The 14,210-nt window shown below is 50.1% G+C and carries 23 protein-coding genes and 1 other RNA gene; 15 read left to right on the top strand and 9 right to left on the bottom strand.

Annotated features, from left to right (window positions below):
- The first annotated feature begins 224 nt into the window (after window positions 1–224).
- On the top strand, window positions 225–1,481 hold the full coding sequence (gene istA / locus ACOYW0_RS03375) for an IS21 family transposase (RefSeq protein WP_482417167.1): 1,257 nt from the start codon (window positions 225–227) through the stop codon (window positions 1,479–1,481).
- Window positions 1,478–2,233, top strand: a complete 756-nt coding sequence (gene istB, locus ACOYW0_RS03380) for an IS21-like element helper ATPase IstB (protein ID WP_482415562.1) — start codon at window positions 1,478–1,480, stop codon at window positions 2,231–2,233. Before istA ends, istB begins: the two co-directional genes overlap by 4 nt.
- A 264-nt stretch (window positions 2,234–2,497) precedes the next feature.
- Here the strand turns inward: istB and ACOYW0_RS03385 are convergent, their stop codons facing one another.
- Complete coding sequence (locus ACOYW0_RS03385) at window positions 2,498–2,770, bottom strand: hypothetical protein (RefSeq protein WP_482417168.1); 273 nt, start codon at window positions 2,768–2,770, stop codon at window positions 2,498–2,500.
- 535 nt (window positions 2,771–3,305) lie between these two features.
- Window positions 3,306–3,776: a hypothetical protein gene (locus ACOYW0_RS03390; RefSeq protein ID WP_482417169.1), complete on the bottom strand. Its 471-nt coding sequence runs from the start codon at window positions 3,774–3,776 to the stop codon at window positions 3,306–3,308.
- Window positions 3,777–4,185: 409 nt separating this feature from the next.
- On the opposite strand from ACOYW0_RS03390, the gene ACOYW0_RS03395 reads away from it, so the two are divergent.
- Genes ACOYW0_RS03395 through ACOYW0_RS03405 form a run of 3 tightly spaced genes read left to right on the top strand, consistent with a single transcriptional unit; the run spans window position 4,186 to window position 5,138 of the window.
- A complete protein-coding gene (locus ACOYW0_RS03395; RefSeq protein WP_482417170.1) occupies window positions 4,186–4,449 on the top strand; it encodes a type II toxin-antitoxin system HicA family toxin in 264 nt (87 codons plus the stop codon).
- Window positions 4,446–4,775, top strand: a complete 330-nt coding sequence (locus tag ACOYW0_RS03400) for a type II toxin-antitoxin system HicB family antitoxin (protein WP_482417171.1) — start codon at window positions 4,446–4,448, stop codon at window positions 4,773–4,775. The genes ACOYW0_RS03395 and ACOYW0_RS03400 overlap by 4 nt, the downstream gene beginning before the upstream one ends.
- A gap of 45 nt (window positions 4,776–4,820) precedes the next feature.
- Window positions 4,821–5,138: a HigA family addiction module antitoxin gene (locus tag ACOYW0_RS03405; RefSeq protein ID WP_482417172.1), complete on the top strand. Its 318-nt coding sequence runs from the start codon at window positions 4,821–4,823 to the stop codon at window positions 5,136–5,138.
- Window positions 5,139–5,198: 60 nt separating this feature from the next.
- On the opposite strand, the gene ACOYW0_RS03410 is transcribed toward ACOYW0_RS03405, so the two are convergent.
- The 5 genes from ACOYW0_RS03410 to ACOYW0_RS03430 form a co-directional block, all read right to left on the bottom strand.
- Entirely contained in the window at window positions 5,199–5,444 is a 246-nt protein-coding gene (locus ACOYW0_RS03410; protein ID WP_482417173.1) for an Ada metal-binding domain-containing protein, read from the bottom strand.
- Window positions 5,445–5,456: 12 nt separating this feature from the next.
- Window positions 5,457–5,750, bottom strand: coding sequence for a hypothetical protein (locus ACOYW0_RS03415; RefSeq protein WP_482417174.1), 294 nt, complete (start codon window positions 5,748–5,750; stop codon window positions 5,457–5,459).
- A 24-nt stretch (window positions 5,751–5,774) separates the two neighbouring features.
- A complete protein-coding gene (locus ACOYW0_RS03420) occupies window positions 5,775–6,077 on the bottom strand; it encodes a hypothetical protein (protein WP_482417175.1) in 303 nt (100 codons plus the stop codon).
- Between the two features lie 74 nt (window positions 6,078–6,151).
- Entirely contained in the window at window positions 6,152–6,547 is a 396-nt protein-coding gene (locus ACOYW0_RS03425; RefSeq protein ID WP_482417176.1) for a PH domain-containing protein, read from the bottom strand.
- 163 nt (window positions 6,548–6,710) lie between these two features.
- The gene (locus ACOYW0_RS03430) at window positions 6,711–7,220 is read right to left on the bottom strand and encodes a hypothetical protein (RefSeq protein WP_482417177.1); all 510 of its coding nucleotides are present in this window, start codon (window positions 7,218–7,220) and stop codon (window positions 6,711–6,713) included.
- Window positions 7,221–7,347: 127 nt separating this feature from the next.
- Here ACOYW0_RS03430 and ACOYW0_RS03435 point away from each other — a divergent pair, with 127 nt between their 5' ends.
- Window positions 7,348–7,566 carry a helix-turn-helix domain-containing protein gene (locus ACOYW0_RS03435; protein WP_482417178.1) on the top strand — a complete coding sequence of 73 codons (219 nt, stop codon included), beginning with the start codon at window positions 7,348–7,350 and terminating at the stop codon, window positions 7,564–7,566.
- On the opposite strand, the gene ACOYW0_RS03440 is transcribed toward ACOYW0_RS03435, so the two are convergent.
- Window positions 7,545–7,709: a ribbon-helix-helix domain-containing protein gene (locus ACOYW0_RS03440; protein WP_482417179.1), complete on the bottom strand. Its 165-nt coding sequence runs from the start codon at window positions 7,707–7,709 to the stop codon at window positions 7,545–7,547. The genes ACOYW0_RS03435 and ACOYW0_RS03440 overlap by 22 nt on opposite strands.
- A gap of 256 nt (window positions 7,710–7,965) precedes the next feature.
- On the opposite strand from ACOYW0_RS03440, the gene ACOYW0_RS03445 reads away from it, so the two are divergent.
- A complete protein-coding gene (locus ACOYW0_RS03445) occupies window positions 7,966–8,835 on the top strand; it encodes a terminase gpA endonuclease subunit (protein ID WP_482417180.1) in 870 nt (289 codons plus the stop codon).
- Between the two features lie 3 nt (window positions 8,836–8,838).
- Here ACOYW0_RS03445 and ACOYW0_RS03450 read toward each other — a convergent pair whose 3' ends face one another.
- Entirely contained in the window at window positions 8,839–9,102 is a 264-nt protein-coding gene (locus tag ACOYW0_RS03450) for a hypothetical protein (RefSeq protein WP_482417181.1), read from the bottom strand.
- Window positions 9,103–9,198: 96 nt separating this feature from the next.
- Between ACOYW0_RS03450 and ACOYW0_RS03455 the strand changes: the two genes are divergently transcribed.
- From ACOYW0_RS03455 to ACOYW0_RS03490, 8 genes are all read left to right on the top strand, one after another.
- The gene (locus ACOYW0_RS03455; protein ID WP_482417182.1) at window positions 9,199–9,381 is read left to right on the top strand and encodes a hypothetical protein; all 183 of its coding nucleotides are present in this window, start codon (window positions 9,199–9,201) and stop codon (window positions 9,379–9,381) included.
- 15 nt (window positions 9,382–9,396) lie between these two features.
- Window positions 9,397–9,463: hammerhead ribozyme type II (locus tag ACOYW0_RS03460), an RNA gene on the top strand.
- A 118-nt stretch (window positions 9,464–9,581) separates the two neighbouring features.
- Entirely contained in the window at window positions 9,582–9,848 is a 267-nt protein-coding gene (locus tag ACOYW0_RS03465) for a hypothetical protein (protein WP_482417183.1), read from the top strand.
- Entirely contained in the window at window positions 9,841–10,383 is a 543-nt protein-coding gene (locus ACOYW0_RS03470; protein WP_482417184.1) for a hypothetical protein, read from the top strand. The genes ACOYW0_RS03465 and ACOYW0_RS03470 overlap by 8 nt, the downstream gene beginning before the upstream one ends.
- Window positions 10,380–11,120, top strand: coding sequence for a ParA family protein (locus tag ACOYW0_RS03475; protein WP_482417185.1), 741 nt, complete (start codon window positions 10,380–10,382; stop codon window positions 11,118–11,120). The genes ACOYW0_RS03470 and ACOYW0_RS03475 overlap by 4 nt, the downstream gene beginning before the upstream one ends.
- On the top strand, window positions 11,117–12,166 hold the full coding sequence (locus ACOYW0_RS03480; RefSeq protein WP_482417186.1) for a ParB/RepB/Spo0J family partition protein: 1,050 nt from the start codon (window positions 11,117–11,119) through the stop codon (window positions 12,164–12,166). The genes ACOYW0_RS03475 and ACOYW0_RS03480 overlap by 4 nt, the downstream gene beginning before the upstream one ends.
- A gap of 10 nt (window positions 12,167–12,176) precedes the next feature.
- Entirely contained in the window at window positions 12,177–12,446 is a 270-nt protein-coding gene (locus tag ACOYW0_RS03485; protein ID WP_482417187.1) for a helix-turn-helix domain-containing protein, read from the top strand.
- A gap of 1 nt (window position 12,447) precedes the next feature.
- Window positions 12,448–13,578: a tyrosine-type recombinase/integrase gene (locus ACOYW0_RS03490; protein ID WP_482417188.1), complete on the top strand. Its 1,131-nt coding sequence runs from the start codon at window positions 12,448–12,450 to the stop codon at window positions 13,576–13,578.
- Window positions 13,579–14,210: the final 632 nt, after the last annotated feature.

The raw sequence follows: 14,210 nt of genomic DNA on the forward strand, positions 1-14,210 counted from the left end.
TGGCTGTGGTATTAACCTCCTGAAAGGAGAATGTCACCATGGCCAAAAAGCAGATGTAGATGGTCGTTATAAAGTGTACCAAAAATGGTCGTTTGAAAGTGTACCACTTAGGAGTGGTCTGGTAACAAATTTTTCCAGACACATGTTCGGTCGAAGGGTGCTAAAAAGAAGCTTTTGCCCGAGACCGACAGTGGAGTACACGGAATGAAAAAACGGTGACAATTTTGGACATCAATAGCCTTCACAAGCAAGGGTTCTCCAAGCGGAAAATTGCAGAAAAGCTCGGCATCCATCGTGATACAGTAACCAAATACCTTAACAATCCCCACCCCATTTCATCAAAGTCATCTTGCCCTCGGAAAAGTAAGCTAGATCCCTTCAATGCCCACATTGAGGCGTGGCTCGAAGAGGACAATGAATACAAGGCCACGTTGATATACGAAAAACTGACAAAGATCGGTTTTACAGGAAGTTATGAGATTGTCAAAAGAAGGGTCCATGAACACAAAAAGCGTCGTTTTCAAATCGCGTATATGCGGTTTGAGACTGAGCCCGGCCTCCAAGCCCAGGTCGATTATGACGAATTTCATGTTGAGTTAGCAGACGGGACGATAAAGAAACGTTATCTTTTTACCATGATTTTGGGCTATTCAAGGGAACCCTATGTTGAGTTGACGTCCAACTGTACATTGCCCTCTTTTCTTGAAAACCATACTCGGGCATTTGCGTATTTTGGCGGGGTACCCGCTGAAATTGTTTATGATCGAATGAAAAACGTGTACATCGGCAAGTTTGCCGGAAAGACCAAGTTCAACAGCAGCCTTGAGGCGCTTGCTCTTCACTACAACTTCAAGCCAAAGGTCGCGCCAGCTTATGCGGCATGGGTCAAAGGGAAGGTTGAACGCCCCTATCACTACATCCGTGAAGGTTTTTGGAGAGGGTATACTTACACCTGCCTGGAGACAGCCAACCGTGACTTGAAAGCCTGGGTGAAAGAAAAGAGCCAAAGAGTTCATGGCACCACGCATGAGGTCGTTGCCGAACGATTCCTTCGTGAAAAGCCCTACTTGTCGCCCTTGCCCCTCCTAACCTTTGACGCGTCATACAGGGTCACCCGAACTGTCTACAAGGATTGTACAATCCGATTCGAAGGTAACAGCTATGTTGTCCCCCATACTCTTGTGGGGCAACTGCTGACCCTGCGAGTGAAAGATAAATCGATAAGAATATTTAACGACAACACCCTTGTTGTCTCCTACGAGATCCCGAAGGGCCGTGGGTGCTTGGTCCAAGACAAAAAATTCTATGAAGAATTAAAAAAGGACAGGGCCATGAATGCCCGAAAATACGCGCACTTGAGAAAGGCCAAGGGCAGGGCAAAACAGACAATCAGCCCAGCCAAACCCAAGTATGAAATGGATGTCGAGGTTCGGCCCCTCTCCGTATACGAGCAACTCGCAATGTCGGAGGCAGTGGCATGAATGATCGCGTCGTTATAGAACGGATTGAAGCCAATCTGGACAGGTTGAAACTACCTCGAATCCGGGAGGTTCTGGACGCGGTAACACAAGTCGCGATGGATGAGAAAAAGAGCCACTTGACCTACCTTGCTGAGTTGCTTGAAGAAGAGGTCGTCCAAAAAGAGCAACGGCGTGTCGATACGGCGTTAAAGATCTCAGGGCTGCCGTACCTCAAGAGCATTGATGAATTCGATTTTTCCTTCCAGCCACACCTGGACAAGCAGCTTGTAATGTCCCTATTTGATCTGACATTTATCCGAAAACACGGGAATATCATATTCCTTGGCCCTCCTGGTGTGGGGAAGACTCACTTGGCCGTATCCCTGGCTATAAAGGCCTGTCAGGCGGGTTTGAGCATCTACTTCACCAACATGGAAGACCTTATTGCCAAGCTTAAGCGGGATCATGAAGCGGGGAGACCAGGCAAAGGCCGAAGTTACCATAAGTCCGCGCTGGTCGTTGTTGATGAGGTCGGATACACCCCGATAGACCGTGAGGAGTGTAACCTTTTCTTCCGTTTTATCGCCAATAGATACGAGAAGGCATCAACCATTATTACCTCAAATAAGGCTGTTGGCGACTGGGCTGAACTCTTCCATGACCCAATTATAGTAACCGCCATACTAGACCGTTTATTGCACCACAGCGTCGTTGTAAACATCAAGGGACAGAGCTTCAGATTACGGAAAAAGTCTGGAAGGGAGGTGAGCTGACAAGTAAATCAATTAATGTCAAAGGTGGTACACTTTTGACGACCGAAAATGGTACACTTCCTCGCGACCGTTGACATATGTGAAGCTGAATCCATCCTGAACCAGCCGCCCCACTGTTTCCGCCCCCTTGAAAAACAACTCTTCGGTAAGGTCCGGTGCGGCGTTGCCGTGGATCTGCCATTGCTTCTGCTGGTACTTCTCAGCAAATTCCAAAAATTGGGGGGTGATATATATATATTATTACTTTCTTTAATAGGTAATTGCTCATCGGTTGTTCGCTGGTTGCTCGCTCTCTTCGGGTGAGGCTTGGTATGTATCCCAATTCACAACCGTAATCAGACAAAATCGGTTGCTCACGTTCTCCGTTTTGATGAATTCATCCTCTTCGAGGGCCTTAAGCATGCGCTGCAGCTTGGGCCGGGTGATCCCCTCGCCCAGGGCCCACTCAGAAACGACGATTCCAAATGAACCGGCGGGTACGTGGTGCCCCGCAAAATAGACCGGCTTAAACCTGACCCGATTCAGAATGCTCCACATCAGCCCTCGGTACTCCAGCCCCCTGCTCCAGGACACAGAATCTTCAACTTTGCGCCATGCCTTCAAATAGCCTCTCTCCACGTGATTAACCCTTTCTAACAACACAACTTTTTACTTGTGTAGAACGACGTCGTGTGTTATTTTTTGCTCATTGCTTTGGTAAAGAATTAGAGCCTCGGCAGCGCCCACTGTCGGGGCTCTCTCATTTTCCGGTCAATTTTATCGATTTTCTATTTTTGTATTTGCTTTCATTTCAGCACGTTCAATAAATTCAAATCTGCTCATGCCATCAGTATTGGCAATGTCCGGGGTATTCTCTCCTCAACACCGTCAAGCTCTTCAGTTCCCCGTCCTCGCCTCTTCCCCTGTCAAAAAAGAACATGTGCACGGTGGCTTCATAGATCTGCCGCGACCGTGTCTGACTCACATTGAAAAGCCGCCCGGCTTCCGCAAAGCTCTTGCCTCACAGTACGGCGCGGGTAAGCTTGATGTTTCGGGTCTTCTGTTCTGGCTTTCCCATTGCGTCCTCCTGCCCCTAATTTCCACCGTCACGCACACGCCCAAGGATAAGGGCCTCCAGCTCGTCCAATTTCCTCCGGCAAATCTGAAAGCTTGCCAGCAGCTCCAGCTGGGCGTTCTTGGTGGGCTTGCCGTTGGTCAGCAGCTCCTGGGCCTTCTCCCGAAGCGTCGAAATGGCCGACACCACGTCAAAGGACTCCTTGTCCCAGTTGTCCGTGGGGGAAAAGACTTCCTCGGTGGGAACGAGGCACATGCCGTCTGGTTCGAGGTATTTTTTGAGGAAGGGGTCTTCAGTCACGGCCACCACGGCCTTTAAAAAGCGCAGGTTTACTTTGATGCGGCCTGTCAGGTAGTCGTAAATGGTTGCCTCAGACAGAGACATCCGCTCCGCAATGCGCTTCACCACCTCCGACTTTTTGCATCGGTGCTTCACCGCTGCATTGGCTTCATTGGTGATTTCATCACGTTCTGTGTCAGCTAATACCATTCCCTAAATCTCCAATGGAAATGTCTGTAGCCCAACCGGGTTGAGAGGGGGTACAGGTAAAGTGGAATTTTATTTTTCAAAAATGATTTTTTTTCTGAGAGAGGGGGCTGAAGCTGAAAGCAGAAACAAAAATAGCCCATGCCTTTCGGCTATGAGCTGATGTAAGGACCGCCGGGCCTTGTCTCCGGCCTGTGCGGGTGGTGCTGTGTGAGTAATTTACTCAAATAGTAGATTGGGAAATAGCTGTCAACGAAAAACGGGAAGATGTATCCAAGAAGAAATAGCCTCCACCAACCTTACCTATAGTCAAACTCTTGAAACATAAGACAAACAGACCAGAGTTACGGTTTGGCGGAATCTGGCGTGGCCATTTCGCTTTCCCATTGACGTGGTACCAAAAAGTGATACTATGACACAGATAAAACGAAAGCATCAAAAAACATTGGAACGAATCTTTGCCAGGCCGGTAAGTGGCAACATCAAATGGACCGATATTGAGGCGCTTCTTAGGGAGCTGAGGGCAAAGGTTAGCGAACGCGAAGGCTCCCGCATCGGGGTGGTGCTTTTCGGCGAGATCCAGATATTTCACAGACCGCACCCATCGCCGGACACAGACAAAGGTGCGGTTGCTTCTATTCGAAAATGGCTTGAACGTAACGGGATAAAACCATGAAGAACGTGATGACCATAAACGGCTATAACGCCGTGATTAAATATGACCCGGAGATCGATAGCTTCCGTGGGGAGTTTGTCGGCCTTAACGGTGGTGCCGATTTTTACGGAGCCACTACAAATGAGCTTCGCAAAGAAGGGGAAATTTCCCTTAGGGCTTTCCTTGAGATGTGTGAAGAGGAGGGAATCAACCCACGCAAGGAATATTCTGGAAAGTTCAACCTGAGGGTCCCACCTGAATTACATGCCGAAATCGCAACCAGGGCGGCAGCTGAAGGTCTAAGCCTGAACCAGTATGTGACAAATCTGCTCAGGGATCGAATGTGACGCCTTTAAGCGCGGTGAAACAGTTGAATACCATAGGGAAAACGCATGAAAAAGCATAACCCAACCCACCCCGGAGAAATCCTTCTCAAAGAGTTCTTAAAGCCTTTGAGAATCACCCAAAGACGCCTGGCAAAGGACCTGGTCGTCCCGGCCATGCGTGTGAACAAAATCGTCCATGGAAAAAGAGGTCTCAGTGACGACACCGCCCTGCGCCTGTCCCGATACTTCGGCACATCTGCCGAGTTCTGGATGAACATTCAGTCCCATTATGACCTGGAGATGGCAAAGATCATTATAGGCGACACACTGACCGAGGTGAAAATTTACGCTGAAATACCATATAAAAAAGTCCCCGCTCGATAGAGCGGGGACAGAAAAGAACCATAGTCATCCATCTGAATAGAAGAAATGGCTATGAATTATTCAGGGCTGGCAAATCTGGCAAGCCCTGTAGCCCGCTGAAACAGCTTCTTCCCTTGTTTCAAAAACAACCGTACAGTTTTTACACTTGTAATATCGGCAAGAGGACTGATGGAACACATGGGACCTTTTATTTCCGTGGTAGGGCCCCAAAGAAGCAGCCGAGAGACCGATTGTCAAAAGCATCAAAGACCCAACCAGAAAAAGTAGCCAACTCTTTTTCTTCAAAGCCGCAAATGCACCTTTCATATGACCACCAGCCTAACTTTTTATCCAACCCATCATCACCATGCCAATAACTGCCATTTCGCTAACTTTTTGGTTAGCATACATTTTCTCATTTTGGACAGGATCAGGATTCTTTTCCGTTGCCTTATCCATAAATACGACCAACTCTTTTGCGTACGGCTTCATGTCATCCATAGATCGAATTTGATTCTGAATCGCCGGAATGAAGGCCTCTTCGTTCCATAAAGCCGCGAACATACCGCCTGCCGTGGCTAATTTATTCGCATAATCAGCATCTTGCCAACCAAGAGCACTTCCAGAATTCAAGTTACCACCGGTGTACCATTCTTTTTAGGGCGCTGGGTTTGTTGCTGTCGTATTCGTGGACGTATTCGTGGGCGTGGACGTGGACGTATTATCCGTAGCAGCAATCAAAACAATTAACGCCACAGCACACGTTAAAAAAACCTTCGCCTTCTTATCGAATTGCTCGCTCTTCCAAAGTCCGTAAAGCCCCACAGGGAAAAATATAATCAAAAATAAAACCACTTTCCCCTTCTGTTCATACCATGGGAGGCCATCCCCCCGTGGTATATCCCACTGGGGCATAGACGCATTGGCCTGATCATCAACTTTCTTTCCAGATTGATTCATTTCAACTCCTATATTCCAAATTCAACAAAGCCCAAAAAACCGAACTGCACCCGTAGCCCGGCCTCACATAAAAATTACTGCATAATAATCTTCTGATTTATAAAGCTATTGACCTTCCCAAAATTGATACCTTCTGCAAATACAAACTCACAAGTACCTAAGCCCAGCCCCCAGAATTTCAGAAAGAATCCTCCATCAGAAGGCGCTAAACTTCCTATTGTAAAACCTGCAATGGATTTCCAGGGGGCCGATGTTACAGACACCCTTGTCGAACGAAAACCCGTAGGCTCAGTATCTATGATAAGCATTCGAAAATTCGTAAAAACAAGGGCATCTTTATCCAGCATAAATTCCATCTGGGATGTCTCATTGTCGACAAGGAAATTTTCATAAATGCTTCTGCACGTTCCAATTTCGACGTCATCAGCCAGATACTTTCTATTAAGAAATTCACCTATTTTTTTTGCCAAAACCAGACTCCTCTAACACAAGATACATATAACAAAAAACCGGGCCACACTCGCAGCCCGGCACACACCCACTACCTATTTATAATGTTCCTTCAATGCGAACATTGTTCCCTTTCGGGGTAAAAAAAATGCACCTCCGCCTTAGAGCGATTGTGCCTGGGAATCACACGGCCGTTTTTTTTTCAGGCTTTGACGGCTTGTCTTTGGTCTCCGCCTCCCGCTTAGCTGTTTCCAACTCGCGGTTTCGTTCTCTAAGGTAACCGATCTCTTCACGCAATGCGCTAAGCTCAGCCGTGTTCGACTCCAGCATCACCTTATAGTGCTGAAGAAGCTCTTTCAGTGCTTCAACTTCCATCTTCTTGCCAACCTTCACTTCTTTGGTGGGTACATCTTTTGTCAGGTTGGCGTCGCTGTTTTTTTTGGGGCTGCCTGGGGCTTTTTCGGCCAGCAGCTTACGTCCCAGGACGAGGAACTCATCGTATTGGTAACCGCATGCCTTGGCTATTGCCGTTTGAGCTTTAAAACCGGCGGTCTTCTTGCCATTAATAATTTCACTTAAGAAGCCTCCTGAAATATTTGCCTTATCGGCCAACGCGGTTCGTTGACGATTCCACTTTTCAGCGGCTTCCCACTTAAGTGCTGCCAAAAAATGAGTGTACTCGTCTCCAGCCAAAGAAGCCCTCCTTAGATCAAAAATAAAAATATGTTCGCAATGAGCTAAGAAAAAAGCAACCTCTTTAAGTTAGACCATTGCGAATAAAGCTTAACATAAATATTCGCCAAAGCCTAAGTTATGGGGCATGAAACGTGGAACGCAAATAAAGATAGCCAGAAAGGCGAATTTAAGTGCAGGCTTTATGAGCGAAATATTCGCTGAAAAAAAGCGGCCATCATGGAAAAAAGCCAAAGAATTGGCTAATGCCACCAGCACCAACCCTATTGTTTGGCTTGAAGGGACACCCGAAGAGATCCAGGCAGCCGTAAATAAAGCAGCGACTCAACCTGACCCACTGCCTTGATGTTGCTTGATGGATTTTTTCAGGAAATAGACCACCTGCCCGGAAAGGGTGCGCTCCTGCTCTTCAGCGATCTTCGTGAGCTGCTCCTTCAGGTCCCGGGTACACCGGATGTGAATGTGTGTGGTCTTTTCCATCTTATCCATGGCTTTCCCTTAACAAGGAACACGCAACGGCGCAATGCAATAGGCTGGAATCAAAAAGAAACGTGGTCCACACGAGACACAAACACAACACCCTGTAACACACGAGATTTCCCACGGGCCATCACAGGGACCAGTCCGCCCCTCACTGACAGGCCCCACGCCACGTATTAATCGCGGTATCAACGTAATCCAGGAGGCAAGAGCCCTCTACATAAAAAAAGGAGCAGAAATCATGGAAGATGAATCAGGAGATGTAATGAAAGAACAGGCGATGACGCTACTCGAAAATCATAGCACCACAATTCCCAAGCGCATCGTTCCCCTTTCAGCGGTGGCCCTCACATGTGGGATCACCATGTGGAAGGACCGCTTTTGCTATGTTGTCAGGGCCTGGGGCAAGGACCTCACCAGCTGGCTGGTTGAGTATGATTTCATCTCTAACTGGGTCGAGCTGGAGGAGCTTATTTTCAATACCCGGTACCCGATCCAGAATGCATACCCTGAAACCATGAGCATCTTCCGAGCAGCCCTTGACCTGGGCTGTATGTGTGGTGACGACGAGGACGGACAAGCACGCATCGATACGGCATACGAATGGCTGAGAGAAAAGGGGCAGAGTGTGGTTTTCGGTGTCAAGGGCTCATCCAGGTCACAGTTCCAAAAGACACAGGTCAAAATGGTTGAGGCTCTTCACAGGAACGGCGCATTCAGACCTCAGGAAATCCGCACCGTGGACATGGACCAACTCAAGGACCTTTTTCACTACCGCCTCACCCGCAAGGATAGCGACTTTCAAAGGCTCTACCTGAACGCAGATACCGAACCGGCATATGCCAGGATGCTCCTGGCCGAAGAAAAGCGAAGGGACCCCGACTCCAAAAAGATCCGATGGACGCCCATCAAAGGTGAAGACTCTTACTTCCGGGATTGCGAAATGTTTGCGGCGGCCTGCGCGGACTCATCATGGGAACCCAGCCTCCGTTCTCTTGCAAAGCTGCTGGAAGATCAGGGTGAGGCCCTGCCTGTCGAAATACCAACGGAGGAGATGATTCTGGAGCAGCTTATTGCCCTGAACAAAACAGTGAATAAAATCGCCGGAGGCATCGACCTCCGGCAAAAAAAATAACTCTTATTTGTTGGGTCTAATACGCGAAGCGATGATCTTCAATGTTTCTTCCAGTACGTCCTGAGGATCTTCATCATCCACATGGAGCGTTTTTCCAATACTGGAAAAAGCGGCAAAAGTGTCGGCGGAAAGCGTTTCTATGTCCCCTATAATTTGAATAAACAGTTCAGCTTTTTCATCAAGAGACATGGCAGAGTCATCTTTTATCTCAGATCGCCAGATCCCATAGACAATGGCTGTAAGTATTTTAGATTCAGATCGGGTCATGTGGTGTTACCTCCCTAATTAAGGTGAATAAATGTATGTACGGCGGCAATACCACATGGCCCTTTTCAAAACTACATAATTACTAAGGAACAATTTATGTACCGGGAAGGAACCACCCAATGGAACCACATGCACCCCGTCAATACACCCGTTACCGTGGGTAAAAAGACAGTAACCCTCACACGCTCTGACGCCTTCGTTTCGCGAAAAGGCAACAGCATGGTGTGGCTTGTCGGCTTCCCCTTCCCCGTGAAGCTGACACGGATCAAGGCCCTGTAGAACAGTTTAGAGAAGAGTCGAAACTCCCTTTTCCGGGAGTCTGCACGGGACTGGCCGCCCGGCACTGATGAGACAGGCTGAACAAATGAGCTGATGGATGGCTGCTGTGTGAGACTCCGGCCACAACATCCAACGACAAAAAGACTGGCAAAAAGGGCGTTTCCCGTCACGGGTGAAGTGCGCCCAAAATCAGGAGAGCCATGAAGCGTGAAAAATCGGGCCTTACGGCCTCGGAAAAACGGAAAACACCGGCAACCCTACTCGGTAAGCCCCACCCCATCTTTAAGAAAAACGACCCTGTCCGATACCACCCTGTCATCGGCGGCCCCGACGATGGCAAGACCTACACCATCCGGGGGATCGGATGCCTGCCCGGCAATCGACATGTGGCGTGGCTGATAGGAAAGGTTGGGTACGTGCAAGTGGAGGCCTTAAGCCTTGTGGTGCGGAAAGGCAGCCATGAATAGCATACCGATTTTAGACGTAACATGCGGCAGCAGAATGATGTGGTTTGACAAGAAAAACCCCAACGTTCTCTTTACCGACAAAAGAAATGAAACCCACATTCTCTGCGACGGAAGAGCCCTGGAAGTCTCACCGGATACACTGGCAGATTTCACGTGCCTTCCATTTGCAGACAACAGTTTTAAGCTTGTTGTTTTTGATCCACCACATCTCAACAAACTGGGCAAGAACTCGTGGTTGGCCAAAAAATACGGGGCCCTCTTCCCTGGCTGGGAAATCGAGATAAAAGCCGGATTTGATGAGTGCATGAGAGTCCTCGACCTACACGGTATTTTGATTTTCAAATGGAACGAAACCCAAATATCAATCCAGCATCTGCTGGACTTGCTCGGCACGCAACCCCTATTCGCCCACCCAACAGGCCGAAACGGGAAAACGATTTGGTGCACGTTCATGAAAATGATTCCCCCTGAAGCAATACCCCAAAATTCCACAACGCCCACCTGCCAAAAGCATCAAGGAGGTCAAGACCTGTGAACATCACCTGCATCGCAAACCAAAAAGGAGGCGTGGGCAAAACCACCACCGCCATCAACCTGGCCGCCGGGCTCGCCCTGGAGGGAAAGCGGGTTCTCCTTGTGGATCTGGATCCCCAGGCGAACCTCACCAGCGCCGCCGGAATCTTTTCTTCGGGCTGTGCCTACACAACAAGCCATGTGCTCCACCAGGAGGCGGGGATCCCCAAGGCGGTGGTGAAGGATGTCCTGGGCGGCCATGTGGATCTGCTCCCGGCGGACGAGACGTTGAAGCGTGCCGAGGATCTGTTGATCCCGGAGCTGTTCTCCGAGTCACGGCTGGCCAAGGCCCTCCAGGGGCTGGACTATGACCACGTTCTCCTGGACTGCTCCCCTTCCCTGGGCCTGCTCACTATCAACGCCCTGGTGGCGGCCACCCATGTGTTGATCCCCTGCGACTACGGGAGTTTTTCCATCGGCGGAATCGCCAACATCCATAACAAGATCGCCGAAATCGGCCTTGCCGGAAAGACCGTGCGCCTGTTTGTCACCATGTACCGCAGCACCACCACCCGCACCAATGAATGGGCGGAAGGCGAGCTGGCGCAATACCGTGAGATCATGCTCCAGACAAAGATCAGAAAAACGGAGCCCCTGCTCCAGGCGGCCATCGAGGAGCAGAGCATTTTTCAATTCGCACCCAAGGGGATCGGGGCCGAAGACTATGCCGCCCTCACCGAGGAGTACCTGGCCCTATGAAAAAGCTCGGAGCCAACAAAAAGGTGAAGATCGCCGCCGGGTTCGGCGGGGAGACCGGTACCTCATCCCATGAGCTTCTGCCCCAGGGCAGCTTCCTCAACGTGCCGGTGGATGCCCTGAAACCGAACCCGTACCAGCCCCGGCAGGTGTTCAACCAGGAGGAGCTGGAGGCCCTGGCCGAATCGATCCGGCACCAGGGCGTCATCACCCCCTTATGCATCTTCGTTGAAAAGGACCAATACTTTATTGGGGGCGGTGAGAGGCGGTGGAGGGCGTCCAAGCTGGCAGGCAAGGCAACGGTGCCCTGCTACTTCACCACGGGAAGCCCGGCGGAGATCGGCCTCATCGAAAACATGTTCCGGCAAGACCTCACGCCCATGGAGGAGGCCGAAGCTTATGCCCGAATGCAGAAGGAGTTTAAGTACACCCACCAGGATCTTGCCCGGGTTGTGGGCAAGTCCCGCAACAACATCACCGAAACCCTGGGCCTGAACAAGCTGCCGGAGGCGATCCGGGAAAAATGTCTACGCGTAGTCATCTCAAATCGGGCCCTCATCGCCATCTCCCGGATGGAGACTCCCGAGGCCATGGAGGCGGCATTCAACCAGGCCACGGGCATCAAAACCAACGAAACGGATGAGCCGAAGCAACCCAAGGCGAAAATCTCCAAAGCAACCAGAGCCACCACCCGGGTGGAGAAGCTGACGGACGAAATCCGAAAAGTGAACCTGACCGAATGCAAGCCGGATGAATCCGCAGCCCTGGTCCTGGCCCTTCGGGACCTGAAGACGGAGCTTGAACGGATCCCGAACATGGCGCTGTCCATGATGAACCAGGAGGAAGGGCCTCTGAACCTCACTGGCTCATGCCGGGTCAAGCTCCTCAATGCTGGCTTTCGGATTTTCCGGACGCTGGGCTACGGCAATGTGATCAAAGAACTCAGCCACACCGGCGGCTGGAAACTGGTGAGCAAGCATAAAACAAAGAAAGCGATGAACGAGGCCCTGGAGGAACTGCTCCGGGATCCCATGTGCATAAGAGATTAAAGGAGGAAGCATGCCGAGAATTGACAACGAACAACTGGAAGCGCTGGCGGACATGGTGGCCATGAAGGTTAAAGAGACGGTTCAGGAGGCGGGATCCCAACCCAAATGGCTGACCATGGAAGAAGCGGTGGTGTACGCCAAGACCAGCATGCGCAAGCTGCGCACGTGGGTGGATGAGGGGTATATCTACGGATTTAAGCGAACGGGCCGGTATGTGGTGGACCGTGAGTCCATCGACCAATGGTACAACTCAGAACGTTTAGAGATCGGGGGCATGTAGAATGGCTGTGAAGGCAAATTACCATACTACCCTTGCCCACCTCTGGAGACATCCGACATACGGAGGCTTTTTCGCGGAATGGGAAGAGGCCAAGCCTGCCATGTCCAAAAGCAAGAGCAAAGGCAACACAAGGACCCGGCGGAAGGCTCTCTGCCTTCCCGGGAACAGCCGGGCCACAAAAGACCCGAAGCTTGCAAAGAAGCTTCTCAACCAGTTCAACCAGCAGCTCCTCATGGGAAAGGTAAGAACCAAGGATTCCCTGATGGAAGTTGCCTGGGGGAATTACAAAGAGGAACTCCTTGATTACATCGAGGCGACCCGGGCCGATGGGACGTTCAAGCTGTATCAACAGGCCCTGAACAAGGCCAGCGAATGCTGGGGGGACCACACCGTCGTCAGCGAGATCAACGGGCGCCATATCGACCGGCTTACCAGCAGCCTTCTTCAGGACGGGTTGTCCTCGGCCTACGTGGCCAAGGTGTATCGGCACGTCAAGGCGGCCTTAAAAAAAGCCACGGAATGGGGCTACGCCAAGCCATTGATCTTTCCAAAGGCACCGGCGGTACCGAAAACGGTACGCTACATCCCAATCCCAGAGCTTACTGAGATCATGGAGAAGATCGAAGACCCGGAATTTTACGATTTCTGCACCCTCACGGCCTACCTGGGGCTGCGTTCCGGTGAGGCTCTCCGGCTTACGCCCCAGGACATCGACAACCCCAAGGGCTTCCTGCGGATCTCAGCCAAGCAGAAAAACCGGCAAGAGTCCCGGGTTCCCATCAACAGCACCGCCCGGGAGGTCCTGGAGCGCTGCATCACCCGGATGGAAAAGGCCCCCGTGCGTAAAACCCTCTGGAGATGGACGACCGTCACGTATATCGGGCAGATGTTCAAACGAGCCGCACGGGCCGCCGGATATGAAAAGTACCACTTCCATGACCTCCGCCACACCTTCGCCAGTGTCATGGCCATGCAGGGCGAACCCCTCAAGGCCATCCAGGAACTGATGCGGCACAAGTCCATCACCTCCACCATGGTTTATGCCCATCTTTCCCCGCAGCACCTGGTCGAAGCGTCGGAAAGGTTCACATTGGGGCCAATCCAGCCGCCCAAAAGCCCCGACGATGAATAGCCCACTTTACTTTGAAATATTTAAAAATATTGATGACAAATTTTTACCATGTAGCATATCATCAAACAATTTTTTAACAAATTGTTGTATGTTAGTTGCAAAACATTGCAGTACTTCACAAACGACTAAATACTACAAAATCTTAGCCGCACATTTCCCGTAAGTTCCCAGCCCCCCGAAACTATACAGAAACTTTACGGGAACTGTACGGGAATAGCGTAATGACAAGCATTTTGGGACCTATTCCAGAACATTTGACCAAAAAAAAGGGCCTCTCGATTTAATCGAGAGGCCCTTTATAATTCCCTGAAATTCAATGATTTTTATGGTACCCGGAACGAGAATCGAACTCGTACAGCCTTGCGGCCGAGGGATTTTAAGTCTCTTTAAATACCGTATAATATTATATAGTTAAAGACAACCGTAACGAAACTGTAATAAAAAACGACAAAAAAAGTCACGAAGAGCCCATGGTCAACCTTTCCTCATGGGGTGTCGAAAAATATCGGATGACCTAAGCCCCCCCCTATACAATCTATATCAGGGCCATTCACAACTGAAGCTGGAAATATCGCATGAATACTTAAACACCCCCTACATCCAAGCATATGAATCGATTAATACACTCGAGA

This window comes from Desulfoluna sp. HI9BLuna (assembly GCF_056829775.1).